We start from the raw sequence: 26465 nt of genomic DNA, 5'->3' as shown, positions 1-26465 counted from the left end.
CCATGGATTATCAACTATTGTTATTGACTATTGCTGTTTCCTTTATCCTTGCGGTCATTGCCGCTCCGCTCTTCATTCCGCTACTGCGCAGGATGAAATTCGGACAGCAGGTGCGAGATGACGGACCGCAATCCCATTTAAAGAAAGCGGGAACGCCGACGATGGGCGGTATCGTAATCATCGTAGCTTTTACATTGGCTTATCTGAAATTTTCCGTGGTGAATAACGATTTCTACGTACTACTAGTGGCTACGCTTGGTTTTGGACTGATCGGATTTTTGGATGATTATATCAAAATCGTATTCAAGCGTTCTTTGGGCCTTACGGCGCGTCAAAAATTGTTCGGGCAGCTGTTGGTAGGTGCTGTGATGTGCGGTCTGTTGATTTCTGCAGGACATAGCACAAGTATCAGCGTTCCGGGTACTGATTTCAGCTTTGACTGGGGCGGTTTTTTCTACTATCCATTCATTATTATTATGATGATGGCAGTAACGAATGCTGTTAACTTTACCGATGGAGTAGATGGTTTGCTCTCTGGAGTAAGTGCTATTGCTTTGGCCGCTTATGCTGTTGTAGCGATGCAGGCTACGTCAATCGCAGCTGGCGTGTGTGCAGCGGCAATGATCGGGGCCGTTCTTGGATTTCTGGTCTTTAATGCCCATCCAGCTAAGGTGTTCATGGGAGATACCGGTTCATTTGGTATTGGCGGCGCGATAGGTGCGATTGCTATTGTCACAAAGAGCGAACTGCTGTTTTTAATTATTGGCGGTGTGTTTGTGGTGGAAATGTTATCTGTCGTGATACAGGTGGTTTCTTTCAAAACCCGTGGCAAACGTGTATTCAGAATGAGCCCGATTCACCATCATTTTGAACTTGGTGGCTGGTCGGAATGGCGTGTGGTAATTTCGTTCTGGGCGGTAAGCTTGATTTTAGCCGCTGTTGGACTATTTATTAGCAAGGGGTTGTAGCGAATGAAACATCCAGATATGTATCGTGGTGAAGAAGTTGTGGTTCTTGGGCTCGCAAAAAGCGGTGTCCAGGTTGCTAAAGTGCTGCATGATCGAGGCGCTGTAGTTACGGTGAACGATAAAAAGGAAAGAAACATAAGTCCCGAAGCTTCCGAATTGGAATCTTTGGGAATTTGTGTTATAAGCGGTGGGCATCCGGATGGACTGATTCATGAAGGTGTAAGTCTGGTCATTAAGAATCCAGGCATTCCTTATTCTGCGCCTCCTGTGCAAAAGGCTCTTGAGCTTGGCATTGAAGTAGTTACAGAGGTAGAGGTTGCTTACCGTCTTTGTGCAGCGCCGATGATTGGCATCACGGGATCCAATGGCAAGACGACAACGACGACCTGGGTAGGTCAAATGCTGGATGCTGCAGGTATGAATCCGATTGTTGCAGGTAACATTGGCACGCCTCTCTGTGAGGCTGCGCAAGAAGCTACAGAGGATAACTGGATGGTGGTCGAACTCAGCAGCTTCCAGCTCAAAGGTACGGAGACTTTCCGCCCCAAAATAGGTTGTTTGTTGAATATTGCGGAGACCCACCTGGATTATCATGGGAGCATGAAGGATTATGTCGATTCCAAAGCAAAGCTGTTCGCCAATCAAGTAGATACGGATACGGCTGTGCTGAACTGGGACGATCCTTTTTGCCGGGAACTTGTGCCGTATATGAAAGCTACTATTCTTCCGTTCTCTATGTCCGAGGAGCTCACTCATGGTGTGTTTGTTAGCCCATCCTATATTACGGGTCAAGATGACGATCTGAAGCGCCGTATCATCTATCGCGAATCTGCAGACCAAGAAACAATCATTGCTGATGTAGATTCCATTAGCATTCCGGGACGGTTCAACGTGGGAAATGCACTGGCTGCATGTGGAATTGCCATTGCTGCTGGAGCTGACCCCTCTTTATTGGGTGAAGTGCTTGCTTCATTTCGCGGTGTGGAGCACCGGCTGGAGTATGTGGCTGATAAGGCTGGAGCCACTTATTATAATAACTCCAAAGCAACAAACTCCAAAGCGACGATTATGGCATTAACGTCCTTTGAGCGCCCTGTAGTGCTGATCGCTGGTGGATTAGACCGTGGTTCCGATTATTTGGAGCTGCTGCCTGTCCTGAGCGGTCGTGTTAAAGCGCTAGTGGCGTTAGGGGAAACTAAGGACAAGCTAACGAATGTAGCGCAGCTGGCAGGATTAAAGCAGATTATCTCCGTCGATAATGGGGAGAGTGCCGCTGCCGTGCTAGAGCAAGCTGTGCAGGAAGCTTCCGCTCTGGCGGAAGAAGGAGATATCGTTCTTTTGTCTCCTGCCTGTGCAAGTTGGGATATGTTTACATCCTATGAAGAGCGCGGGCGTATTTTTAAAGAGGCGGTGCATAACCTTTAAGTAGGGGGGTGGATAAGCCCCATCCCTACTACGGATGCAAGAGGTGTGCTCCTGATGAACAAAACTCGTCATGCTCCCGATATTTGGTTGCTGATTCCTATTCTATCTTTGCTGGTGATCGGCATGGTGATGGTATACAGCGCCGGGTCCGTTCTGGGCTTCCGCAATTATGGAGATTCGTTTTACTTTGTAAAAAGACAGCTTTTGTTTGCAGGACTGGGACTAGTCGCAATGTTCGTTACGGCGAATACCGATTACAGGGTGCTGAAAAAGCTGGCTAAGCCGGCACTTCTGATCTGCTTTTTCTTACTTGTTATTGTGCTTATCCCTGGTATTGGTGTAGTACGCGGGGGAGCGCGCAGCTGGCTGGGAATTAGCTCCTTCGGGATCCAGCCTTCCGAATTTATGAAGATGGGGATGATTCTATTCTTAGCCAATTGGCTAGGAAAAGAGGAATACGACATCACTTCCTTCACACGCGGCTTGCTCCCACCACTTGCGCTCATTGGGTCAGCCTTCGCGCTGATCATGCTCCAGCCGGATTTGGGTACAGGTACCGTCATGTTTGGTGCAGCCTTGATGATGGTCTTCACAGCAGGGGCTAGAATGAAGCATTTACTTTCACTTGGAGTAGCTGGTGCGGCAGGGTTTGTTGCTTTGATTGCAGCAGCGCCTTACCGGTTGCAGCGGATTACCGCTTTTCTTGATCCTTGGTCCGACCCCCTTGGTGCAGGCTACCAGATCATTCAGTCGTTATATGCGATTGGTCCTGGTGGGCTCGGTGGCCTTGGATTAGGAATGAGTCGGCAGAAGTACAGCTATGTACCTGAGCCACAAACAGATTTTATTTTTTCTATATTGGCCGAGGAGCTGGGGTTTATCGGTGGTTTGGCTGTGTTGATCCTATTTCTTATTCTAATCTGGCGAGGGATGAAGGTGGCGATGAGTCTACCTGACCGTTTTGGAAGCTATTTGGCCGTTGGCATCGTCTGTATGGTGGCTGTGCAAGTCATTATTAATATTGGTGTTGTTATTGGTCTAATGCCTGTAACGGGCATCACGCTTCCTCTGATTAGCTATGGTGGATCTTCACTTACACTGATGCTAACATCCCTTGGCATTCTATTGAACTTATCCCGTTTTGCGAGGTGAAAGAGATGCGTATCGTATTAAGCGGCGGAGGCACGGGTGGACATATCTATCCTGCGGTCGCTGTTGCTAGGCAAATGGAGTTGGAAGATAGCAAATCTACCTTCCTCTATATTGGTGGAACACGTGGCTTAGAGAGCAAGCTTGTTCCTCAAGAGAATATCCCTTTCAAATCTATTGACATCACTGGTTTTCGGCGCAAGCTATCCATAGACAATGTCAAGACCGTGATGCGTTTCTTGAAGGGTGTTAAGGCATCCAAAGAAATGTTAAGAGAATTCAAACCAGATGTTGTGATTGGAACAGGCGGTTATGTGTGTGGTCCAGTCGTTTATGCTGCATCCCGGTTGGGCATCCCTACTTTGATCCATGAACAAAATGCCATACCAGGTCTAACCAATCGCTTTCTGAGTCGGTATGCGAGTACAGTTGCCGTAAGCTTTGAAGGAACAGAGTCCTCTTTTCCGGGCAGCAAAAATGTGATCTATACTGGCAATCCACGTGCCACAACAGTTACTACAGCAAGTCCGCAACGTGGATTCGCATCGCTGGGGATTTCGGATGGCAGTACTGTTGTTTTGGTGGTTGGTGGCAGTCAGGGAGCTAAGGCTATTAATAGAGCTATGATTGAAATGGCCCCTAAAGTGGGTAAGGGTAATGGTGTTCATTATGTGTATGTTACAGGTGAACCTTATTTCGAAGAGACTCGGGCGGAATTGCGTCAAAAGCTGGGTAGCATACCAAACTGGTTGCATGTTCTTCCTTACGTTCATAATATGCCAGAGGTGTTGGCTTGTACTTCCTTGATCGTTAATCGGGCTGGAGCCTCTTTTCTCGCTGAGATTACAGCGCTGGGTATTCCCTCTGTACTCATTCCATCTCCTAATGTGACGAATAACCATCAGGAGGCGAATGCAAGACAGTTGGAACGTGAAGGTGCTGCTGTGGTGCTGCTTGAGAAAGATTTAAACGGCACGGCACTATATGAGGCGGTTCAAAAAATCATCGGAACTGAAGCCGTGCGTGAGCAGATGTCCGTGGCCTCCAAACGACTCGGCAAAAGAGATTCTGCGGCAGTAATCACAAGCGAGCTCCGAAGACTTGCGGGTAAGAAGTCTTAAGATATCATCGTTTTCCATACGGGTTTTCCTTATTGGCAGCTCTCTGTCACACACTTGGAGGAACGAACATAGGATAATCCTATAATCGTGACAATCACCCAGGACACTTCCAAACCTGAGATGTAGTGCAGGATATTCTTGAAATATAAGAAAGTATAAGTTTCACGTTATACATTATCCTTATATTTCTCGCTTAAACGCTTATCGTCCTTATAAAGGACGCCGAAGACGTTTATACTTGTACATTTCATATGAGCTTGTAACGGAAGTGTTTGTGGTGGGTGAGCGGTAATCTCGGAGGTGATACATTGGACAAATTGGTGATTGAGGGTGGAAGTCCCCTGTCAGGCACCATTCGTATCCATGGAGCAAAAAATGCGGCGCTGCCGATTCTAGCGGCAAGCCTGCTGGCCGAAGGAGTTCACTCACTGCATAATGTGCCGAAGCTGCTGGACATCGAGACTATGCTAGACATCCTAGATCGGCTGGGCTGCAGGTGCGTGCATCAAGAGGATACGGTGACGATAGATACGTCTGCCGTCGGGACATCTCATATCCCTGAGGATTTAATGCGGCAGATGAGATCTTCCATTTTTCTAATGGGACCGCTGTTATCCAGATTTGGAGAGGTAACGATCTATCAGCCTGGGGGCTGTGCGATTGGAGAGCGTAAAATCGATCTTCATCTACAGGGACTTAAGGCGCTAGGGGCAGAGATCGAGGAGAGCAACGGAAGAATATTCTGTCGGGGTTCTAAGCTTGTAGGGAGTGATATTCATCTCGACTATCCAAGTGTAGGAGCAACGGAGAATATTATGATGGCTGCCGCAAAGGCAGAGGGAACAACAACAATATCGGGGGCAGCGAGAGAGCCGGAGATACAGGACCTACAGCAATTTCTAAATAGCATGGGTGCTCAGATTATCGGTGCAGGTACGGACACCATCACAATTCAAGGGGTGAAAAACCTATATCCCTGTACGTACGAGGTGATACCTGATCGGATTGTGGCTGGAACCGTAATGATTGCTGCGGCAGCTACACGAGGAAATGTGACTTTGACACATGCCAATGCGGGGCATCTGACTTCGCTTATTCATGTGCTCAAGCGGGCTGGTGTTCAAATCACAGTGTGCAATGATATAATTAATATCAGTTGTATGGGGCGTCCACGTGCTGTTGAGAGAATTGTGACTTCTCCTTATCCTTCTTTCCCAACCGATCTGCAATCTCAGGTCATGGTGCTGTTGTCTCTTGCTGATGGCTTCAGTGTAATCAAGGAGACGGTGTTTGAGGGACGATTCAAGCATGTTGAAGAAATGGCGCGGATGGGCGCTGATATTTCTATTGATTTGAATCGTGCGTTTATTCGCGGCGTTCAGAGATTGTATGGTGCTACTGTGGAAGCTACTGACTTGCGTGCAGGTGCGGCTCTGGTCATTGCTGGGCTTGCTGCACAAGGGACTACAGTCGTTGAGCAAGCACACCATATTGACCGCGGGTATGATGGAATAGAGAAGCTGTTTCAGAAGCTTGGCGCGCGTATAAGCCGCAAGGTACCCGTACCGGATCCACTTGATTTGGCCAATTAAAGCTCCCTGTCTCCTTCAGTTCTACCAAGGAAGGAGACAGGGCCTTATTACGGAGACATGAGAATGACAACAACCCGATTACCTCTTCTTAAAGAGGACAAGCCTAAGAAAAAAATGAGCCGTAAGATTACGGCGATCCTGCTGCTACTGTTCACTGCGCTTCTTGCTGTGATTTTTTTCAGATCGTCTATTAGTCACATTACAGTGATAGATTTTCAGGGAAGCAAGTATTCTACTAGTGAGGAATTACTCTCGCAAAGTGGAATTCATATAGGTGGACAATTTTTTGCCGTTTCTACGAAGTCTGTGGAGCAATCTCTGCTGGAGCTTAAGACGGTTAAGGCTGTGGCCGTAAAGAAGGATTTCCCCGGGGTAATCACAGTGAAGATTGAAGAGTTCCCTGCGGTGGCCTATGAACTGGAGCAGGGCGGCGTCTTGAAGGCGATTCTGTCGAGTGGAGCAGCGGTGACTGTTAATGAGACTGGTATTGCTGTAGAGAAACCTATATTAACCAACTGGGATCCAGCTGATCCTAATAAGGCTATCCTATGCCAAACGCTTGGAAGCATTTCTAATGAATTGACAAGTGATATCTCTGAGATTGTTCCCTCGCCAACCTTGTCATTTCCGGATCGTATCAAGCTCTATACTAGATCCCGTTTCGAGGTGATCACATCCATCTCTTTATTGAAGAGTAAAGTGTCATACTTGAATCAGGTAATAGAGACAAAGGAGCCTGGACTTATCACGATGCTTGAAGCCGACTCGTATGTTCCTTTTCAGGTCGAAAGTGAGGAGCAAAAGGGCGATGAGCAAAAAGATGTGCAAGAGTAGAGTAGAGGTCAATAGTCCCTACTAATAGAGTTCAAAAAATGCTACAATCGGATTTACGGGCAAGAAGCTATATCCCTCTTTTTTCTTCGATTTTTTTGAAATATAATTCAATATATGGTTAGTAATAACCAAAAAGGCTTATATTTCTTGTGATAATTATCATTCTTATAAAAAATTATGAGTAACTAATCACATTTTGGGATGTTGGAATATTATTCCGTTCAAAAAATTTGTAGAAAAAAGAGGGAAAGGGTTAGGTATGTTGAATATGTACAGAGAAGTTTCCCGGGACCGGGAAAAGGTTATGCAAATTATTTCGATTATAACAGGAGGTGCCATAGGACTTGAGCAACAATGACATCATTGTTAGTTTGGACATCGGTACATCCAAAGTTCGGGCAATAATTGGGGAAGTTACCAATGGAACCTTTAATATTATTGGCGTTGGATCTGCTGATTCGGAAGGAATACGTAAAGGCGCGATTGTAGATATCGACCAAACTGTGCAATCGATCAAAAGTGCTATAGATCATGCAGAGCAAATGGTGGGTATTCAAATATCAGAGGTTTATGTAGGCATTTCCGGGAATCATATTGGCCTGCAATCCAGCCACGGTGTCGTGGCCGTTCAGAATGAGGATCGTGAAATCGGTGAGGATGATATCGATCGCGTTATTAAAGCTGCGGAAGTCATCGCTATGCCTCCGGAGCGAGAAGTGATTGATGTTGTTCCTAAACAATTTATCGTCGATGGTCTCGAAGGTATTCAGGACCCGCGCGGAATGATTGGTGTTCGTCTTGAAGTGGACGCAACCATTGTTACGGGTGCTAAGACGCCAATACATAATCTACTACGCTGTGTTGAGAAATCAGGGCTGAAAGTGAAGGATCTTGTACTGATGTCTCTTGGTGCTGGTGGATTGGCGCTGTCCAAGGACGAGAAATCGATGGGATCTGTTCTGGTTGATATCGGTGCCGGGTCGACAACGATAGCCATATACGAAGAAAGTTCCCTTTGTGCAACCTCTACGATTCCGATCGGCGGAGAATTTGTAACTAATGACATTGCATACGGACTACGTACACTTACTGATCAAGCGGAGAAAGTAAAGCTGAAGTATGGTTGCGCATGGATTGACGATGCAGCCTCTGACGTTGTCTTCAAGGTGCTGCGCATTGGCAGTAATGTAGAGAAGGAATTTAACCAAGAGGATTTAGCGGCAATTATCGAACCACGGGTGCAAGAAATCTTCCATCTGATTAAACAGGAAGTGAAACGGCTTGGTTACAATGAACTACCTGGAGGTTATATACTAACGGGTGGAACTGTTTCGATGCCTGGCGTATTAAAGGCGGCTCAGACTGAATTGGCCGCATCTGTACGCATCGCTGTACCGGATTATATCGGTGTACGGGACCCTGGTTTTACCGGTGGTGTTGGTATTCTGCATAATGTTGTCCGTAGCTTCCGTGGAAGAAGCAGTGGTGGAAGCAGCAACAAAAAGACGGTCAACCGGAGTAAGCAGAACGCCACTCCAAATCAGGAAACGGTTCAGAAGACCGGGTTTGTCGAGCGTCTAAAGAACATGTTCAGCGAGTTTATATAAGTGTAAGTCCAGATATACTTGGACCGGCCATCCAAGCACATTGAGGGGGAGATGGAACAATATGTTAGAATTTGATTTTGAAATGGAGAGCTTGGCGCAAATAAAAGTCATCGGCGTAGGCGGCGGAGGTAGTAATGCTGTCAACCGGATGATCGAAAATGGCGTTCAGGGTGTAGAATTTATTACGGTTAATACAGACGCCCAAGCGTTGCATATGGCCAAATCAGAACACAAGCTGCAAATCGGGGACAAGCTGACCCGCGGGTTGGGTGCAGGAGCTAATCCTGAAGTCGGTAAGAAAGCAGCGGAAGAATCCCGTGACTTGATCTCTAATACCCTTAAGGGCGCAGATATGGTGTTTGTTACTGCAGGGATGGGTGGCGGTACAGGAACAGGTGCAGCACCGGTTATAGCTGAGATTGCTAGAGAGTGTGGAGCCTTGACTGTGGGGGTAGTTACTCGCCCGTTCACTTTTGAAGGAAGAAAACGTTATAACCAGGCAATGCTTGGAATCGAAGCTTTGAAAGAAAAAGTCGACACGCTAATCGTCATTCCAAATGACCGTTTGCTTGAGATCGTTGATAAGAAAACACCGATGTTGGAAGCTTTCCGTGAAGCAGATAATGTTCTCCGGCAGGCTGTTCAAGGTATCTCTGACCTAATTAAGGTTCCTGGTCTGATTAACCTTGACTTTGCGGATGTAAAGACGATCATGACAGAGCGCGGTTCAGCGCTTATGGGTATTGGTATTGCAAATGGTGAGAATCGTGCGTCTGAAGCAGCACGTAAAGCCATTATGAGCCCACTCTTGGAAACGTCTATTGAAGGCGCCCGCGGCGTAATCATGAACATTACGGGAGGATCCAACCTTTCTCTATATGAAGTTAATGAAGCGGCTGAGATCGTTACATCCGCCTCTGATCCTGAAGTGAATATGATCTTTGGTGCGATTATTGATGAAGGCCTGAAGGATGATATCAAAGTAACAGTAATTGCTACTGGCTTTGAACATAAACCATCGCCTGAAACTCCAGGACGTCGTCCGGTCTCGACGAATAACGAGCCTGCGGCAGCACCGGATAAGAGTTCAGCTAATTTACGTCCTTTCGGCAATCAGAGTTCTTCTGACCAGCTCGATATTCCGACGTTCCTGCGTAATCGTACTCGGGGCAACAATGACTAATTAAAGAGAATCAAAATTATACGAGAACACCGTATCGCTTAGCTGATTAGCTATAGCGGTGCGGTGTTTTTTTTGCGTAAATGTAATAAGTATCAAGCAAGACTATGAACGGCACTGTGTAGCTACAAGAGGGTGATGGTTGACTAAGTAGTTACAGTAGGTGGTAACTGGTAGTCGGAGAGCAGAAAGCGGTAACCATTAACCATCGGATAATCCTGCAAAAATACAGTATTTAATATTAAGTAGATGGTTGAAGGGTTGATTCCTGCGAATCCGGCTAGGCCATGAATAAAAGATATAAGAAATTCCATAAAGAAGGAATAAATCCCCACGCGCTATAACTCGACAAAAAAACCGTAAGAATGCCCCCCAAGTTTAGACAGACTTTGAATGCGAGACTTTCTATACTAATCATATCGTCCAAAAACAGAGCCTGATCCAATTTGGCTAGAGGATAGATTCCGCCATTAAGCAGGTGAATGCACTGGTTGTTTATATTGACTTGATATTCGCCGCCAATCTAGTGATCGACGGAATTCTTTTGTGGCTGACAGGCTGGATGGTTAAGCTGAGAATCTCATGGTGGCGTTTAATCCTCTCAGCTCTCGTTGGCGCACTGTATGTAGTGATGATGTTTGTACCGGAGCTGTCTTTCATGTATACCTTCCTTATCAAGTTTGGATTGTCGGTGGTTATGTTATGGATTGCCTTTGGTTTTGGGAGTCTGCAAAGCTACCTTCGCACTATGGGAGCTTTCTATATTATCAATTTTGCAGCCGCAGGTGGAATTGTTGGTATTCACTATTTGCTGCAGAGCTCCAGCGACATTTGGAATGGTATTATGTTCACTGCTTCAGGAGGGCATACCTACGGCTTAAAGATCGGCTTTTGGTTTGTCATTGCAGTATTCCCCCTGGTGTTAATCTGCTTCAAGGCAGTGCATTCTTCACGAATCAGAAGGGAGCAGCTTGAAACCTATATCGGTGAGGTGGTTGTTGAAATTGATGGTGTAAGTGTTTCCTGCCCTGGCCTGTTAGACACAGGTAATCGTCTCTGTGATCCTTTGACCCGCATACCGGTGATGGTGATGGAATCGACGCTCTGGGAGGGGCATCTGCCTGCTGCATGGAAAGGGAGGCTCACTCAGGATGGTGCGGACAGACTTTTGCTAGAAACGGACGGGCAGTCGTTTGCTTGGCAGGATAGGATGCGACTAGTACCTTACAGGGGGATTAACCGAGGGGCATCATTTATGCTCGCACTGAAGCCAGACCTTGTGACGATAAAGCTCGGTGAAGATATCTTTTATAGTAAAAGAGTCTTAATTGGGCTGGATGGCGGGACACTCTCAGGAGATGGGGCCTATCGGGCGGTCATACATCCGGATTTAACTCAAAAAGAGAGCGCCACTGATGCAGCACTACCTTCCTAATCTTTAAAGCTAGCTGAACCAAACTTCTGATGGCTGAAAGCGGGAATTAAAAGCTTCATACGCTAACCGTGTACTTCTTGGAGGAGGAACAATAATGGTCAAATGGAAAATTGCTCTGCAGCTGCAATATTACCGCATGCTGTTTCTACTGGGGCTGAAGAGTCAGGAAATCTATTATATCGGCGGGAGCGAGGCTCTACCTCCACCGCTGACACGGGAAGAAGAAGAGTATCTGCTTCAGCGGCTATCTAGCGGCGATGCTGCTGTTCGTGCGATGCTGATTGAGCGTAACCTGCGCCTCGTAGTGTATATCGCTCGTAAATTTGAGAATACCGGAATCAATATTGAAGACCTGGTTTCGATAGGGGCTATCGGATTAATTAAGGCGGTTAACACTTTTGATCCCGAGAAAAAAATAAAACTAGCAACATATGCATCACGTTGCATAGAGAATGAAATTTTGATGTATCTGCGGCGTAATAGCAAGACACGGAGTGAGGTTTCTTTTGATGAGCCTCTTAATATCGATTGGGATGGTAATGAGTTGCTGCTCTCAGATGTTTTAGGGACGGAAAATGATACCATCTATCGGAACATTGAAGAACAGGTCGACCGCAAGCTGCTGCAAAAGGCGCTGGAAAAGCTGAGCGAACGGGAAAGACTCATTATGGAGCTGCGTTTCGGACTGCGTGGGGGCGAAGAAAAGACGCAAAAAGATGTGGCGGATCTGCTCGGCATTTCCCAATCTTACATTTCTCGTCTGGAGAAACGAATTATTAAGCGGCTGCGTAAGGAGTTTAACAAGATGGTGTAAGGTGAAATTAGCAAGGAATAAAATGGCCAACCCGGGAGATAATGTACAGTAATGTTTCTCCTTGGGAGGTAAATCATCATGACCCGAAATAAAGTCGAGATTTGCGGTGTGGATACTGCTAAGCTGCCTGTTCTAACGAATGTGGAAATGCGGCAACTGTTCACTTCGCTGCAGCAGCAGGGCGAGCGATCCGCCAGAGAGAAATTGGTAAATGGTAATCTTAGGCTCGTACTAAGTGTTATCCAGAGGTTCAATAATAGGGGAGAATTTGTTGACGATTTGTTCCAGGTGGGCTGCATCGGTCTGATGAAAGCCATCGATAATTTCGATTTATCACAAAACGTTAAGTTCTCCACATATGCAGTTCCGATGATTATTGGTGAGATCCGCCGTTACTTGCGTGATAACAACCCGATTCGAGTATCGCGTTCACTCAGAGACATTGCTTATAAGGCGCTGCAGGTACGCGATAGTCTGACCAATCAGAATTCGCGGGAACCGACGATATTCGAAATCTCTGAAGCACTTGGCGTACCGAAGGAAGATGTAGTCTTTGCCCTTGATGCTATTCAGGATCCAGTGTCCTTATTCGAACCGATCTATCATGACGGTGGCGATCCTATTTATGTAATGGACCAGATTAGCGATGATAAGAATAAGGATGTGTCGTGGATCGAAGAAATCGCCTTACGTGAAGCGATGCGTAAGTTAGGTCAAAGGGAGAAACGAATTTTATCCATGCGGTTTTTCGAAGGGAAAACACAGATGGAGGTCGCAGATGAGATTGGTATCTCACAGGCACAGGTCTCACGTCTAGAGAAATCTGCGATTCAGCAAATGCAAAAGCATGTGAAGTCTTAAATCGTCTGAAATGAGGAGATATCCAGAATCCGTGATAAGGATTTTGGGTGTTCTCCTCTTTTTAATGTTTAAGCATCAAAGTATAGCCTCACTTTGTGGGGATATTTCATGCATGTGGCCAAGCTTTCATAACATATATTGGACTATAGGTCTGATTGTACAGGGGTGGTGAGATGAACGAGGATTATTTAGGATCAGCCAAAAAAATGAAAATCTCTGATTTTCAGACTAAGGACGTTATTAACATTGTGGACGGCAAGCGACTGGGCCAAATCAGTGACTTAGAGCTTGATTTACGCCGAGGTGTCATTGATGCTATCGTAATTCCCGGATATACTCGGTTTATGGGATTGTTCGGTGGCGGAACCGATCTGATTATTCCATGGCGAAATATTGTCAAAATCGGATCTGATGTAGTGCTTGTGAAGATTGAAGAATCAAGAATGCCTCAAGGGCAGGACGAGCGAGAAACGATGTATTTGGAACGAGGGGACCGAGGCGAACGGCGCACTTATTAATTAGGTGCGTTTTTTGTTTTTTATAAAATGATTCGAAATGGCATGACTTAAAAGTTAGTAAATTTGATGTTCTAGCTTAAGCGGCATTTTGTAGGGGTATTTACATGTGGTACACTAAGGCGGAGGTGAGGATATGGAACCGTTTGTGCAGGGGAAGGAAACACTTATGCTGCTCCATCTGGAGCCTTGGCTTGTGAAGCATAAAGAAATTACAGCAGGTTTTACGGGTAGACAGGGAGGGGCTAGCAAAAAGCCTTATGACAGCCTGAATTGTGCATTTCATGTTGGGGATGCTCCGGAAGATGTCTTAACGAATCGTGGGGCGCTTGCGGAAGCTCTTGATTTCAAGCCGGAAGCTTGGACCTGTGGAGAACAAACCCATGGAGCAGAAATAGCAGTGGTAAGGGAAGCCGATCGTGGGCGGGGTCAAAAGGATAGAACTTCGGCATTTCAGGCAACTGATGGTTTGCTTACGGATGTACCGGGAGTTTTTCTGACTTCTTTTTATGCGGATTGTGTACCCCTTTATTTTTATGATCCTGTGCACCAAGTCGTCGGTCTTGCCCATGCTGGCTGGAAGGGAACTGTGGCCCAGATTGCAGCTGCTATGGTGAGTAAAATGGAGACCATTTACGGAAGCCATGCGCAGGACATTATTGCAGCGATCGGACCATCCATTGGTGACTGCTGTTATGAGGTGGACGATTATGTAATGGAGCATGTTCATCGACTGGAAGGTGATCTGAGTAAATCAACAGAAACAGCCAGTACTGTGGAGCTGTACAGAACATCTGACACAGATGAGAACAAATACATGCTAAACTTGAAAGAAATGAATCGACGCATTATGATTAAAGCAGGAATATTGCCGACTCATATCGAATGTACATCTTGGTGTACAAGCTGTAATCAAGATTTGTTCTTTTCTTATCGTAAAGAAGATGGGGTTACAGGCAGGATGACGAGCTGGATCGGAATAAAGGAGAGTTGAAAGTTGGCTTTAACACTGCAGGAGAGAATTGCTGAGGTAGAGGAACGTGTAGCACGTGCCTGCGCGGCAAGCGGCCGGGATCGAAATGACGTCAAGGTAATTGCAGTGACGAAATATGTTTCTCTGGAAATGGTGTCCTCCGTACTTACGGCAGGCCTGGAGCATATTGCCGAGAGTCGCTGGCAGGATGCTGAGCATAAATGGAAGGTTTTAGGGGACCAAGGGACATGGCATTTTATCGGGCATTTGCAGACCAATAAGGTGAAAGACGTTATTGGCAAGTTTCAATATATACACTCTTTGGACCGGATATCTCTGGCGCAAGAATTACACAAAAAGGCGATTGCCGCAGATCAAGAAGTGAATGTCTTTCTTCAAGTAAACATCTCTGGAGAAGATACGAAATTTGGTCTGTCGCCTGAGGCGGTACCTGAATTTTTGCGTGAAATTGCTAGTCTAGACCGTGTAAAAGTAATTGGACTAATGACGATGGCGCCTTTAGAAGGTGATCCGGAGCTTACCCGCCCTGTATTTCGCGGACTTCGTGAGCTGCGCGATGAGCTCAATCAACTTGCTTTGACACCTGAACCGATTACGGAGCTATCAATGGGAATGTCGAATGATTTTGAAGTGGCGATACAGGAAGGAGCCACCTGGGTACGCCTAGGTACGGTGTTAGTAGGCCATTAGGAGGGATCGTGATGAGCGTTATGAACCGATTTATGAGTTTTTTGGGCTTGCAGGAGGAAGAAGAAGTTGTGGAGCGGGAGCAAATCCATGAAGAGGATGAGTATGAGCCAGCCCCTGTCGAAACCCGCAAAAATCAAAGGGGCAACGTTGTCAGTATCCATTCGCAGAAGAATGTAAAAGTTGTACTTTATGAGCCACGTTCGTACGATGAGGCTCAGGAAATTGCGGACCATCTCCGTTCTCACCGGACGGTAGTGATCAATCTTCAGCGTGTCCGTAATGATCAGGCAATGAGAATTATTGATTTTTTAAGTGGAACCGTTTATGCCCTTGGGGGAGGAATCTCTAAAATTGGGGGCAATATATTTATGTGCACGCCAGATACCGTTGAAATTCAAGGTGCCATTACGGAAATCCTAGGTGACGATCCAGACTATAACAGAATGAGGTGAATGAGCTTTGCCCCAAATTGATTACATTATTGATATGCTGTTTAATATTTATTTTTACATGATTATTTTCTACGTACTGATGTCGTGGTTACCAAACGTTCGTGAGAACTTTATCGGAGAACTGCTGAGCAAGCTTGTTGAGCCGTATTTGACACCATTTCGTCGGTTTATTCCGCCACTCTTTGGTACGCTTGATATTTCCCCAATCATTGCACTATTCGTCTTGGAATTTGCGGCAGGTGGACTCAAATCCATTTTGCACTTAATTTTTTAGGCAGAAGTGATGAAGACAGAAGTTTACGGGCATTTTCATCCCGATGAAAGACAATTTGTGGACAAGGCTTGGGAATGGGTTACCCATGCTGGAGAATATCATGAGACGAAACTGACCGAATTTCTAGATCCGCGCCAAGGATTTATTCTGCAAAGTCTGGTCAATCGACATCCAGATGTTATCGTTAGATGGGAAGGCGGCCACCCTGAGGCAGAGCGGAAGCGAGCACTCATTGCGCCTGATTACCTTGATCTGGATCATGAGGACATGGAGCTGAGCGTTCTTGCGATAACCTCTGGTGAGCAAAAGTTTTTGGCGTTAGAGCATGGGGACTATATGGGCTCTATACTGGGTCTTGGAGTAAAACGTGGAAAAATCGGTGATATTCATGTTCTGGACGATGGTTGTCATGTGGTAGTAGCTGCAGATATTGCAGATTATTTAGACATGAATTTAACTGGAGTACACCGAATACAGGTGAGCACGGAGGTATTGCCACTTTCTGCCTTGCGTAATAGTGAGGTGAAGCTGGAAATGATGGATTTGACTGTAGCGTCCCTACGATTGGATGGCATTGCCGCAGATGTAACACGGCTTAGCCGAAGCAAAATTCTTGCTCCCATCAAGGCTGGGCGCGTTCGGGTAAATTGGAAAGTGGAAGAAGACCCTTCCTGCGGACTTAAAGATGGTGACATGGTATCTATTCAAGGATTTGGTCGATTCAAGGTTCTAGAGGTTGGTAGTTTGACGAAAAAGGGCCGATACCGTGTTCAGGTTGGTAAATTTGTGTGAATCCCTTGCAGGAATCCGGCTTTACTTGTCGAAATTGATTATTTCGAGGGAATCAAACATTTTTAAAGCAGGACGCCGATATTTTATAAAAGAGGCGAACCATGAATGGCAGTTGGAACGTCGATACATCCTCTGCCTTTACTTGAAGTACAGTCTTTCTTCTTTGTCTGCTGCGCAGGTTTGGTTCAGAGACTTAGAAGGTCCGAAATTTCTAGGAGGTGCACAGCATGCCATTAACACCGCTCGATATACATAACAAGGAGTTCTCTCGGAGACTTCGCGGTTATGATGAGGACGAGGTCAACGAATTTCTGGATCAAGTAATTAAGGATTACGAAAGTGTCATCCGTGAGAACAAAGAGCTGCAGAATCAGCTTTTGTCCATTCAAGAGCGTTTAGATCATTTTGTGAATATTGAAGAGAGTTTATCGAAAACGATCTTAGTCGCTCAGGAAGCGGCGGATGATGTGAAGAACAACTCCAAGAAGGAATCGCAGCTCATTATCAAGGAAGCGGAAAAGAACGCGGATCGGATTATTAACGAAGCGTTATCCAAATCCCGTAAGGTTGCTATTGAGACTGAAGAATTGCGTAAGCAAGCTTCGATCTATCGCACTCGTTTCCGCACATTGGTGGAAGCACAGCTCGAGCTGTTGTCACAGGATGACTGGAATGCCTTGGAGAGTCGTGAGGCAAGCGAGAGCGTAACCTTTAAGGATGATGTTCTACATCGTATCTAATGCATTATGATGAATGAATGCTGCTTGAATTTATAGGGGGGAATTCCCTCTAATTTATAATTTCATGCTATAATCGGCTAAATAGAGGGAGTTATTCCCTCTATTTTTATTTTCCGCTAAAATCGATCATAATAAAGTGTTCCGCCTGCACAGGTATACTCCTAATTGCGGATTTGGCTAGCGGTTGTTGACATTTAGACTTAAAAAGTCTATAAATAGAACATATCTGTATAATGTTTATATGTATTCGATGACGGGACAAGTACGACAAGGTAACGTTCTCCAGAGAGTCGGCGATTGCTGAGAGCCGATTGTTCGAACCCTGCCGGAAGATCTTCCCCTAGAAGTTAAGCTGAAGCGTTGATCGTGCGTAAGCTTAGCCGTCCGCCGGACGTTACACCGGACCTGTGCATGAGATTTACGCGCAGGACTGAGATTGTGCTGAATACACTCCCCTTAAGGATGTGCTCATGCGCAGAATTAGGGTGGTATCGCGAGCGTCGTCTCGCCCCTTTGGGGGTGGGATGACGCTTATTTTGTTGTTCCGGGGCGGGCCAATCCAAGGTGACCATCCCCCTAAATCCCCCTTTCTAAGGGGGACCCCAAGGGCTGCCGCCCTCTGGACACCTGCAAAGTAAAACCTCGGGCACGCTTACGATGGTGGAAGGTGAAAGGATTCATGCGGCGGAGGAACGGCCCTTCTTAGGCCCCCCTGGCGGGTTCGCCTGCAGGGCCTTCACTTTTAGGGCAGGCCGGCGTTTCACTTGCCGGCCCATATGGCACCCCGAGCCAGTGCTGCCCTAACGGGATCGCGGCTCGGGTGCCCTCGAGATCCCCTCCTTGGCAGGAGAGGGGATCGAAGAAGATTAAAGACTAAACCATGAAAGGATTGACCATCACATGCAAAAAGTAGATGTCAAAGAAAAAGCGCGGGCAAGAGATGTCCGCATACTGAAGAAATGGAGCGACGAGAATACGTTCCGTAAATCCATGGAGAATCGTGAAGGACGTCCGAACTATGTATTTTACGAAGGTCCTCCAACAGCGAACGGTGCACCGCATATCGGGCACGTGCTGGGCCGTGTAATCAAGGATTTCATCGGTCGTTACCAAACGATGAAAGGTTACCGCGTGGTACGTAAAGCGGGCTGGGATACACACGGTTTGCCAGTAGAACTAGGCGTACAAAAGAAGCTTGGCATCTCCGGCAAACAAGAGATCGAGGAATATGGCGTAGAAAAATTCATTCAGGAATGTAAAGACAGCGTCTTCGGTTATGAGAAGCAATGGCGCGAGTTTACAGAGGGTATCGGATACTGGACGGATTTAGATAATCCTTACGTAACTTTGAATAACACGTATATCGAGAGCGTGTGGAACATCTTGGCTACTGTGCATGACAAAGGGTTGCTCTACCGCGGACACCGCGTTAGTCCTTACTGCCCAAGCTGTCAGACTACCCTAAGCTCCCATGAAGTAGCCCAAGGCTACAAGACCGTCAAGGATCTCAGTGCGACTGCAAAGTTCAAACTGGATGACAGTGGAGACTACGTACTAGCTTGGACGACTACACCTTGGACGCTGCCAGCACATATGGCGTTAGCCATGAACCCTGACATGGATTATGTACGAGTACAACAAGAAGACGGTATCTACATTGTTGCCAAAAATTTGGTGGAGGAAGTAATGAAAGGCGAGCACACAGTCCTTTCTACACATAAAGGTTCCGAGTTTATCGGCAAATCTTACACTCCTCCATTCGGATACATCAAGGCAGAGAAAAGCAATGTCATCGTAGGTGCTTCCTTCGTTACAGATTCCAGTGGTACAGGGATCGTACACATGGCACCAGCGCATGGTGAAGATGACTACAAGACTTGCCGCGAGAACGGCATCAGCTTCGTGAACGTGGTTGATAATTCCGGTAAGTATACGGATGTAGTGTCTGATTTTGCTGGACGCTTCGTGAAAGATTGCGATTTGGATATCGTTAAAGCTTTGTCTGAAAAAGGACTGCTTTATGGTAAAGAAAAATACGAGCACAGCTATCCGTTCTGCTGGCGTTGTGATACACCACTCTTGTACTACGCAACAGACAGCTGGTTCATCAACACTACAGCGATCAAAGATCAGCTGATTGCTAACAACAACAGTGTAGATTGGTATCCTGAGCATGTACGTGAAGGCCGTTTCGGGAAGTTCCTGGATGAACTGGTGGACTGGAACATCAGCCGTAATCGTTACTGGGGTACACCGCTTAATGTTTGGGTATGTCAAGAAACGGGCAAAGAGTTCGCTCCACACAGCATTGAAGAACTGAGAGCGATGGCGATTGGCGATGTACCTGAGGATATCGAGCTGCATAAGCCTTTTGTAGATAAGATCAAGCTACGCAGTCCTTTCAGCGAAGGGGCAGAGATGGTTCGGACACCAGAAGTTATCGATGTTTGGTTCGATAGTGGTTCGATGCCATTTGCGCAAAGTCATTATCCATTTGAGAACGAGGATAAGCTGAATGATCAATATCCAGCGGATATGATCTGTGAAGGGATCGACCAGACACGTGGATGGTTCTACAGCTTACTAGCTGTATCTACCTTGTTTAAAGGTAAAGCTCCATATAAAGCTGTTATTGCTCACGGTCATATCCTTGATGAGAATGGTCAAAAAATGTCCAAATCAAAAGGCAATGTTATTGATCCTTGGGATATCATGAACGATTACGGCACGGATGCTTTCCGTTGGGCGATTCTATCCGATAGTGCACCGTGGAATAACAAACGTTTCTCTCGTGGTCTTGTAGGGGAAACCAAATCCAAAGTTGTAGATACACTGGTGAATACGCATGCGTTCTTGACGCTTTATGCAGGCATCGATGGTTATGATCCTGCCGATCATCCTTTTAAAGTATCGGAACATAAGCTGGACCGCTGGATTTTGTCCCGTTTGAACAGCTTGATTCTTTTGGTAGACAAAGGACTTGCAGTAAATGACTTCGTGAATACATCCAAAGGTATTGAGAACTTTATAGATGAGCTGAGCAACTGGTATATCCGTCGTTCCCGTGACCGTTTCTGGGGTAGTGGTCTAGGTGAAGATAAGCTGGATGCTTACCGTACACTGACCCATGTGCTTTTGAAGACAGCGTCTTTGATGGCTCCATTTACACCGATGTTGTCTGAAGATATCTTCACGAACCTTGGCGGTGGTGAAAGTGTGCATTTAGCAGATTATCCGGTTGCTGATGAGAGCTTGATCGATAAAGAGCTGGAAGAGGATATGGAAAGTGCGAGACAAATCGTTGAGCTGGCGCGTAATGTGCGTAACGAAACAGGCATTAAAAATCGTCAACCGCTGTCTGAGCTGATCGTTTCGATGAACCGTGACTTCCATTTGGCTGAGTATGAAGAGATCATCAAAGACGAGATCAACATCAAGAACATCGTGCTAGAAACTAGCGACAGTGGATTTGTTGACTTCACACTCAAGCTAAATCTTAAAGTTGCCGGTAAAAAATACGGTAAAAACGTCGGCTTCCTGCAAGGCTTCCTAAAAGCTTTGGACAGTGACTCTACCCGCAAAGCGGTGCAAGATGGCTCAATCGCGATTGCGACGCCAGAGGGAGAAGAGCTGGTGATCACTTCTGAAGAGCTACTCGTTGAAAAAGAAGCTAAAGCAGGTTTCGCCGCAGCTTCCGGATATGGAATTACGGTTGCGCTCAATACCGAAATCACACCTGAGCTTGAACAAGAAGGCTGGGTTCGTGAGATCATTCGTGCGGTTCAAGATTACCGTAAACGTTTGGATCTGCCGATCGAGAAACGGATCGCACTCACGCTGAGTGTAGACGATGAGCTTAAAGCAGCAGTTACAGCCTTTGAGAATGTATTGCGAGACAATGTACTTGTGACTACGGTTGATTTTGGCGGAGAACACGCTTTTGAAACGGTAGATGTCGGTGGTAAATCCATCGGTATCCATATTGAAGTGTAAATCTGCATTACCTGTCCCAAAACAGCATATACTAGCGGCACAAGTGTAAACAGAGAACTTCTGTTTATGCGGGAAATATAGTCTTTATATTTTGCCCGCGAAAATAACGAGCCTCGTGCTCAAGGAGATGTATTCTCTTTGACCGGGCTCGTTTACTTTGTGGCGAATATAGACGTATGAGAGGAGCTGTGGCTGTGGAGGATCAGAAGAACAGAATCTCCGTCAAGACATCCGGCAACAAGAACAGCCCAGATAAGGGAGTGGAGAAAAAGGTTATTCCTGAGGAAAACCCTGAGCGTTTAACAGCAGACCATCGCAATCCAGAAGACATTCCACTGGAAGAAAAAATGAATACAATGTATCGATTAACCTTTGAATGGGCCCATATCTTAGAGAAATCACGAATTTATCAGTATACGGAGCTGTTATATTCACCTTGGACTCTAATTTGGAAAAACATTTTATATGGAGCGGCTCGTGGAGTAGGGATCGCGCTTGGCTTTACTTTTTTTGCGGCAACGATCATCTATGTTCTTCAGGTTCTTGGAGCCTTGAATCTACCGATCATCGGAGATTATATTGCGGATATTGTACGAATTGTTCAGCGTCAGCTGGAATTCAAATAGCTTTTTAAGGCGTAGCTGTCTTTACTTGGTTTGTAGGAGAGAGTGGGGTTCGGTCAATCTCCTTTGGTGGATTTATCCAACCTTGGACTTCTATATTTCTCCCCAGTCCGTACCTTTCCTTTTTTAATCTTTGGAGAGGGCTGCGCTGCTTTTTTTCCTCGTGTAAGATGCGTAAGCCTCTCATTAATAATAAATATCGTCGGTCATCTTCATGACTGAGTTGTTGTACATTTTTAAAATAGTCGTGATTCACTTACGTTACACTCCTTGTATGTCGATTTCAGCATGCGTTAGATCAGTTTACCAGTTGAATCTGAACATTTTCTTAACAGAATGACATAGCGCAGAAAAAATAAAAAAACAGCGGGCCATTCCACGATGAAACTGGAACCGCACGCTGTTCATTTTTTTGTGGGGACGATGCTTTTACTCCTCGCCTTCGAGTGGATCAAGCATGAAACTTCCCTCGTCGCTATCCTTATAACGCTCGTAGCTACGTCCCGGCACTACAATTAAATGATTACCTGTAATATCGGTAGCGATAAAGTTCTCCCAAGGCTCCACACAGCCTTCCAGCTCATCCGCTTCAATTTCCATATTATTATAGGAGTCAATATTATTGCCCTCCGCCATAGCGGGGGAATTGGAGCTGCCATAGCTTTCTACAATCTGCCAGGCATCCTCACCGTCAAAGCCGTTTTGATCCTCTCGTTCATCGAGACTCGTACGCCCAAATGGAGGAGACAAAAATTCTTCTTCAATGGGCCGAGTAAAGGGTGCATTTTGACGTGGGGCGTGCTCTTTACAATAAAGCGTGGAGGGAATGGCGGATAGACGCTCAAAAGGGATCGGTTGACCGCTAGCCTTACATATCCCATAGGTGCCTTCATCCATAGCGTTGAGAGCAGCTTCAATATCATCCAGCTCATGCTCGTCCCGCTCTAGCAGTGAAATATCCATGGAGCGGTTATACAAATCGGTGGCTGCATCTCCTGGATGGTTGTCATTCTCGGAAAGTTCTCCGGTGCCATCCCGCATGGATTCCTGTAAGCCGTAATTTTCATTATTCTGAAGCCTGTGCTGAATGGTATCACGGTCTTTTTCTAATCGGGCGCGTAGCTCTGAGAGCTGCTGTACTGTCAGGTGCGTCATGATGAGTAAGCTCCTTTCTGTACTTTTTTAAGAATCCTTCCGACAAACCGATTTGCACCGGATGGTTCTTTGTTAGGTTGACCTGAGAGGCGTTATTTTAGCGATGGAAAATAGTCCCCAAGATTAAGCGCCCGAGAGGTGTCACGCAATAGACGATCTTCTAAGGGCTGTGCTACAATATACAAGTCTTATAACAGTATTCGTACCGCATTTGGCGGGAAAAATAAGAACGGAGTGACAACTTCTGTGGTGTACTATTTGATTGCTCTTATTGTATTTTTGGTGGATCAAGGAACGAAGTATCTCATTGCCACACGTCTGGAGCTTGGGGAACAGATTCCGGTGATCGGGAATTTTTTCCTAATTACCTCACATCGTAATCGCGGGGCTGCTTTTGGGATTCTACAAGGTCAGCAATGGTTCTTCTTTTTAGTTACGGTTGTAGTGGTTGCAGGTATCGTTTGGTACTTGAACAAAACTAGACATTCGCGGAAGATGCTATCGGTCGCCCTTGGACTTGTTCTGGGTGGAGCGATAGGTAACTTCCTAGACCGGATGATCAGTGGTGAGGTTGTCGATTTCCTTCTGTTTAATTTTGGAAGCTATAGCTTCCCAATTTTTAACGTTGCGGATTCATGTATCGTCATTGGGGTTGGGTTGATTCTTTTGGACTCCTTCCGCGATCTTAAGAATGGTGAAGAAATCACGGAAATCAAAGAAGTAAAAGAAGCAAAGGAAGTAAAAGAAGGGAATGAATGATTTGAGTAAAGACGTCAATCACCAAGCGGCATCTACGAGCGAAGAAGAGAGGGACGTCACGGAGTGGACCGTTTCAGCAGAGAACGCGCGGGAGCGTATCGATAAATATATTACGGAATCTTGGGAAGAGGATGTTTCTCGTTCTCAGGTGCAGCTGTGGATCAGTGGTGGCCATGTTACGGTTAATGGAGCACCCGTGAAAGCTAATTATAAGCTCTCAGAAGGGGATGTAGTTTCCATCATCGTTCCTGAAGCAGAAGTGACCGACTTGATCCCAGAGAATATTCCTCTTGAAGTTGTATACGAAGACAGCGATGTCATTGTTATAAATAAGCCGCGTGGTATGGTTGTACATCCGGCTGCCGGGCACCCGTCTGGCACCTTGGTAAATGCGCTGATGTATCATTGTAAGGATCTATCCGGTATTAATGGTGAGATTCGTCCAGGTATTGTACATCGTATTGATAAGGATACCTCTGGTCTTATTATGGTGGCTAAAAATGATGCCAGTCACGCGTCGCTCGCAGCACAGCTTAAAGAGCACAGTGTAACACGCCGCTATATAGCTGTTGTACACGGCAACTTGTCGCATGACAAAGGTACGGTTGATGCTCCAATCGGTAGAGATCCACATGATCGCAAGCTATACACTGTAACAGAAAAGAACAGTAAGAAATCTGTGACCCATTTTACGGTGATGGAACGTTTCGGTGAATGTACTCTACTGGAGCTGCAATTGGAGACTGGCCGCACGCATCAGATCAGGGTGCATATGAAATTCATTGGTCATCCGCTTGTAGGTGATCCGGTTTATGGACGTAGCAAAGGAACAGCTATGAATGGACAGGCGTTACATGCAGCGGTGCTTGGATTTATTCATCCTACATCAGGTGAATATAAAGAATTCAGCAGACCTATTCCGGAAGACATGGAAGAAGTTCTGTTCACATTGCGCAGCAGATAAGTACAAATGAAGTGATAATTAGTCTATGGTATTGAACTCTGCTTTCCATCATATTTAATAACATAAGGATAAAGAGAAGGTTATGCCTTATTCTTTATCCTTATTTTTTATCACAGAAACGGATCTCTAGAAACATAAGCCATCCAAGGGACGGCGAAGCCGTTTCTTCTAAAATTAGAATAGATAGCCAGGAGATGAGATGAAAGTATGAGTATTGAACAATACCAAGACAGCTTCATTCAGACTAATTTTGCAGACCGCATCGGCGGTGCGAACTACGGCAAGGACACTTCGATTTATAAATTCGAGAAAATCAAACGTGCTAAAGCATCCGCAAAACTGGATTTTCCTGATATTGAATTGATCGATATGGGCGTAGGCGAGCCAGATGAGATGGCTGATGCAGGTATCGTGGCTAAGCTTGCTGAAGAAGCAGCTAAGGAAGAAAACCGTGGCTATGCGGACAATGGAATTGCTGAATTTAAGACAGCTGCTGCTGATTACTTGCGGGAAGTATTCCGTGTTGAAGGCATTGATCCCGTTACGGAGGTAGTTCACTCTATCGGTTCTAAGCCTGCACTGGCGATGTTGCCTTCTTGCTTCATTAACCCAGGAGATATTACGATCATGACGGTGCCGGGTTATCCAGTGCTGGGTACACACACTAAATACTTGGGTGGACAAGTGTTTACAGTAGAGCTGAAGAAGGAGAATAACTTCCTTCCAGATCTGAACGAAATTCCAGAAGAAGTTGCTCATAAAGCCAAGCTTCTTTACTTGAACTATCCAAACAATCCGACGGGCGCTAGTGCGACTCCTGAGTTTTTTGCTGAGGTAGTTGCATGGGCTAAAAAATATGATGTAGTCGTTATCCACGATGCACCATATGCTGCCTTGACCTATGACGGTTTAAAGCCGCTTAGCTTCCTCTCTGTGCCAGGTGCTAAGGATGTTGGCGTGGAGCTGCATTCTTTGTCCAAGTCCTACAATATGACAGGCTGGAGAATCGGTTTTGTTGCTGGGAATCCTTTAGTGGTTAAAGCCTTCAGTGATGTGAAGGATAATAATGATTCCGGTCAATTTATCGCAATTCAAAAAGCTGCGGCTTACGGTCTTGCTCATCCAGAGATTACTGAAGCGATTGCTGCCAAGTATTCTCGTCGTCACAACCTGTTGGTAGATGCACTGAACAGCCTGGGCTTCCAAGCTGAGAAACCAAAGGGCTCCTTCTTCCTTTATGTTGCAGCACCTAAGGGTGTCAAAGGTGGTCGCCGTTTCGAATCCGGTGAGGATTTCTCGCAATTCCTGATCCGTGAGAAGCTAATCTCCACCGTGCCTTGGGATGATGCAGGTCCGTTTGTACGTTTCTCTGTTACCTTTATTGCTAAAGGGGAAGAGGAAGAAAGACGTGTCATCTCTGAAATCCAAAGACGCTTAAGCGATGTGGAGTTTGAATTTTAAACATTAGTTAGACATTTAAGCCGTCTAGGGGAAACCTTGGGTGGCTTTTCTTTATGTAGTGGCTAGT

The 26465-nt window shown here is 45.9% G+C and carries 25 protein-coding genes and 1 other annotated feature; of the genes, 23 read left to right on the top strand and 2 right to left on the bottom strand.

What is annotated here, in order from left to right; translation table 11 throughout:
* Positions 1-2: 2 nt before the first annotated feature.
* The 8 genes from mraY (at position 3) to ftsZ (ending at position 9879) form a co-directional block, all read left to right on the top strand.
* Positions 3-968, top strand: a complete 966-nt coding sequence (gene mraY / locus ACWNM1_RS21760; protein ID WP_042190854.1) for a phospho-N-acetylmuramoyl-pentapeptide-transferase — start codon at positions 3-5, stop codon at positions 966-968.
* A gap of 3 nt (positions 969-971) precedes the next feature.
* The gene (gene murD / locus ACWNM1_RS21755; protein WP_449602613.1) at positions 972-2393 is read left to right on the top strand and encodes a UDP-N-acetylmuramoyl-L-alanine--D-glutamate ligase; all 1422 of its coding nucleotides are present in this window, start codon (positions 972-974) and stop codon (positions 2391-2393) included.
* Positions 2394-2447: 54 nt separating this feature from the next.
* Positions 2448-3545, top strand: coding sequence for a stage V sporulation protein E (spoVE, locus tag ACWNM1_RS21750; protein ID WP_042130238.1), 1098 nt, complete (start codon positions 2448-2450; stop codon positions 3543-3545).
* 5 nt (positions 3546-3550) lie between these two features.
* Positions 3551-4663, top strand: a complete 1113-nt coding sequence (murG, locus tag ACWNM1_RS21745) for an undecaprenyldiphospho-muramoylpentapeptide beta-N-acetylglucosaminyltransferase (protein WP_042190850.1) — start codon at positions 3551-3553, stop codon at positions 4661-4663.
* 308 nt (positions 4664-4971) lie between these two features.
* Complete coding sequence (gene murA / locus ACWNM1_RS21740) at positions 4972-6255, top strand: UDP-N-acetylglucosamine 1-carboxyvinyltransferase (protein WP_449602612.1); 1284 nt, start codon at positions 4972-4974, stop codon at positions 6253-6255.
* A 63-nt stretch (positions 6256-6318) separates the two neighbouring features.
* The gene (locus ACWNM1_RS21735; RefSeq protein WP_449602611.1) at positions 6319-7089 is read left to right on the top strand and encodes a cell division protein FtsQ/DivIB; all 771 of its coding nucleotides are present in this window, start codon (positions 6319-6321) and stop codon (positions 7087-7089) included.
* Positions 7090-7433: 344 nt separating this feature from the next.
* A complete protein-coding gene (ftsA, locus tag ACWNM1_RS21730; RefSeq protein WP_449602610.1) occupies positions 7434-8696 on the top strand; it encodes a cell division protein FtsA in 1263 nt (420 codons plus the stop codon).
* A gap of 61 nt (positions 8697-8757) precedes the next feature.
* Positions 8758-9879, top strand: coding sequence for a cell division protein FtsZ (gene ftsZ, locus ACWNM1_RS21725; RefSeq protein ID WP_042130228.1), 1122 nt, complete (start codon positions 8758-8760; stop codon positions 9877-9879).
* A 143-nt stretch (positions 9880-10022) separates the two neighbouring features.
* Here ftsZ and ACWNM1_RS21720 read toward each other — a convergent pair whose 3' ends face one another.
* Positions 10023-10190: a hypothetical protein gene (locus ACWNM1_RS21720; protein WP_449602609.1), complete on the bottom strand. Its 168-nt coding sequence runs from the start codon at positions 10188-10190 to the stop codon at positions 10023-10025.
* A 173-nt stretch (positions 10191-10363) separates the two neighbouring features.
* Here ACWNM1_RS21720 and spoIIGA point away from each other — a divergent pair, with 173 nt between their 5' ends.
* The 12 genes from spoIIGA to ACWNM1_RS21660 all read left to right on the top strand — a co-directional run bounded on the left by spoIIGA (position 10364) and on the right by ACWNM1_RS21660 (position 22062).
* Positions 10364-11311 carry a sigma-E processing peptidase SpoIIGA gene (gene spoIIGA / locus ACWNM1_RS21715; RefSeq protein WP_449602617.1) on the top strand — a complete coding sequence of 316 codons (948 nt, stop codon included), beginning with the start codon at positions 10364-10366 and terminating at the stop codon, positions 11309-11311.
* 91 nt (positions 11312-11402) lie between these two features.
* Positions 11403-12125: an RNA polymerase sporulation sigma factor SigE gene (gene sigE, locus ACWNM1_RS21710; RefSeq protein WP_028530613.1), complete on the top strand. Its 723-nt coding sequence runs from the start codon at positions 11403-11405 to the stop codon at positions 12123-12125.
* A gap of 78 nt (positions 12126-12203) precedes the next feature.
* Entirely contained in the window at positions 12204-12986 is a 783-nt protein-coding gene (gene sigG, locus ACWNM1_RS21705; protein ID WP_036683631.1) for an RNA polymerase sporulation sigma factor SigG, read from the top strand.
* Positions 12987-13159: 173 nt separating this feature from the next.
* On the top strand, positions 13160-13504 hold the full coding sequence (locus tag ACWNM1_RS21700) for a YlmC/YmxH family sporulation protein (RefSeq protein ID WP_076284758.1): 345 nt from the start codon (positions 13160-13162) through the stop codon (positions 13502-13504).
* 133 nt (positions 13505-13637) lie between these two features.
* Positions 13638-14495: a peptidoglycan editing factor PgeF gene (gene pgeF / locus ACWNM1_RS21695; protein ID WP_449602608.1), complete on the top strand. Its 858-nt coding sequence runs from the start codon at positions 13638-13640 to the stop codon at positions 14493-14495.
* Between the two features lie 3 nt (positions 14496-14498).
* Positions 14499-15185, top strand: a complete 687-nt coding sequence (locus tag ACWNM1_RS21690; RefSeq protein WP_449602607.1) for a YggS family pyridoxal phosphate-dependent enzyme — start codon at positions 14499-14501, stop codon at positions 15183-15185.
* Positions 15186-15196: 11 nt separating this feature from the next.
* A complete protein-coding gene (locus ACWNM1_RS21685; protein WP_042190833.1) occupies positions 15197-15637 on the top strand; it encodes a cell division protein SepF in 441 nt (146 codons plus the stop codon).
* A 34-nt stretch (positions 15638-15671) separates the two neighbouring features.
* The gene (locus ACWNM1_RS21680) at positions 15672-15911 is read left to right on the top strand and encodes a YggT family protein (RefSeq protein ID WP_042194359.1); all 240 of its coding nucleotides are present in this window, start codon (positions 15672-15674) and stop codon (positions 15909-15911) included.
* A gap of 9 nt (positions 15912-15920) precedes the next feature.
* A complete protein-coding gene (locus ACWNM1_RS21675; protein WP_449602606.1) occupies positions 15921-16703 on the top strand; it encodes a YlmH family RNA-binding protein in 783 nt (260 codons plus the stop codon).
* Positions 16704-16930: 227 nt separating this feature from the next.
* The gene (locus tag ACWNM1_RS21670) at positions 16931-17443 is read left to right on the top strand and encodes a DivIVA domain-containing protein (RefSeq protein WP_076299650.1); all 513 of its coding nucleotides are present in this window, start codon (positions 16931-16933) and stop codon (positions 17441-17443) included.
* A 241-nt stretch (positions 17444-17684) separates the two neighbouring features.
* Positions 17685-17959 (top strand) — a binding site (T-box leader).
* A 384-nt stretch (positions 17960-18343) separates the two neighbouring features.
* Positions 18344-21436 (top strand): isoleucine--tRNA ligase, encoded by a 3093-nt coding sequence (gene ileS / locus ACWNM1_RS21665; protein WP_449602605.1) that lies wholly within the window; start codon positions 18344-18346, stop codon positions 21434-21436.
* Positions 21437-21771: 335 nt separating this feature from the next.
* Positions 21772-22062 (top strand): DUF5665 domain-containing protein, encoded by a 291-nt coding sequence (locus tag ACWNM1_RS21660; protein WP_371915735.1) that lies wholly within the window; start codon positions 21772-21774, stop codon positions 22060-22062.
* A 426-nt stretch (positions 22063-22488) separates the two neighbouring features.
* Here the strand turns inward: ACWNM1_RS21660 and ACWNM1_RS21655 are convergent, their stop codons facing one another.
* On the bottom strand, positions 22489-23214 hold the full coding sequence (locus tag ACWNM1_RS21655; protein WP_449602604.1) for a TraR/DksA C4-type zinc finger protein: 726 nt from the start codon (positions 23212-23214) through the stop codon (positions 22489-22491).
* A gap of 246 nt (positions 23215-23460) precedes the next feature.
* Between ACWNM1_RS21655 and lspA the strand changes: the two genes are divergently transcribed.
* The 3 genes from lspA to ACWNM1_RS21640 all read left to right on the top strand — a co-directional run bounded on the left by lspA (position 23461) and on the right by ACWNM1_RS21640 (position 26398).
* Complete coding sequence (gene lspA / locus ACWNM1_RS21650; RefSeq protein ID WP_042190823.1) at positions 23461-23973, top strand: signal peptidase II; 513 nt, start codon at positions 23461-23463, stop codon at positions 23971-23973.
* Positions 23966-24937 (top strand): RluA family pseudouridine synthase, encoded by a 972-nt coding sequence (locus ACWNM1_RS21645; protein ID WP_449602603.1) that lies wholly within the window; start codon positions 23966-23968, stop codon positions 24935-24937. Before lspA ends, ACWNM1_RS21645 begins: the two co-directional genes overlap by 8 nt.
* Before the next feature lie 207 nt (positions 24938-25144).
* Entirely contained in the window at positions 25145-26398 is a 1254-nt protein-coding gene (locus ACWNM1_RS21640; protein ID WP_341128912.1) for an LL-diaminopimelate aminotransferase, read from the top strand.
* Positions 26399-26465: the final 67 nt, after the last annotated feature.

It is taken from the genome of Paenibacillus sp. Marseille-Q9583 (genome assembly GCF_976954365.1).
Note: the sequence above shows the minus strand (reverse complement) of the source record. Positions and strands in the feature narration are given on the sequence as shown.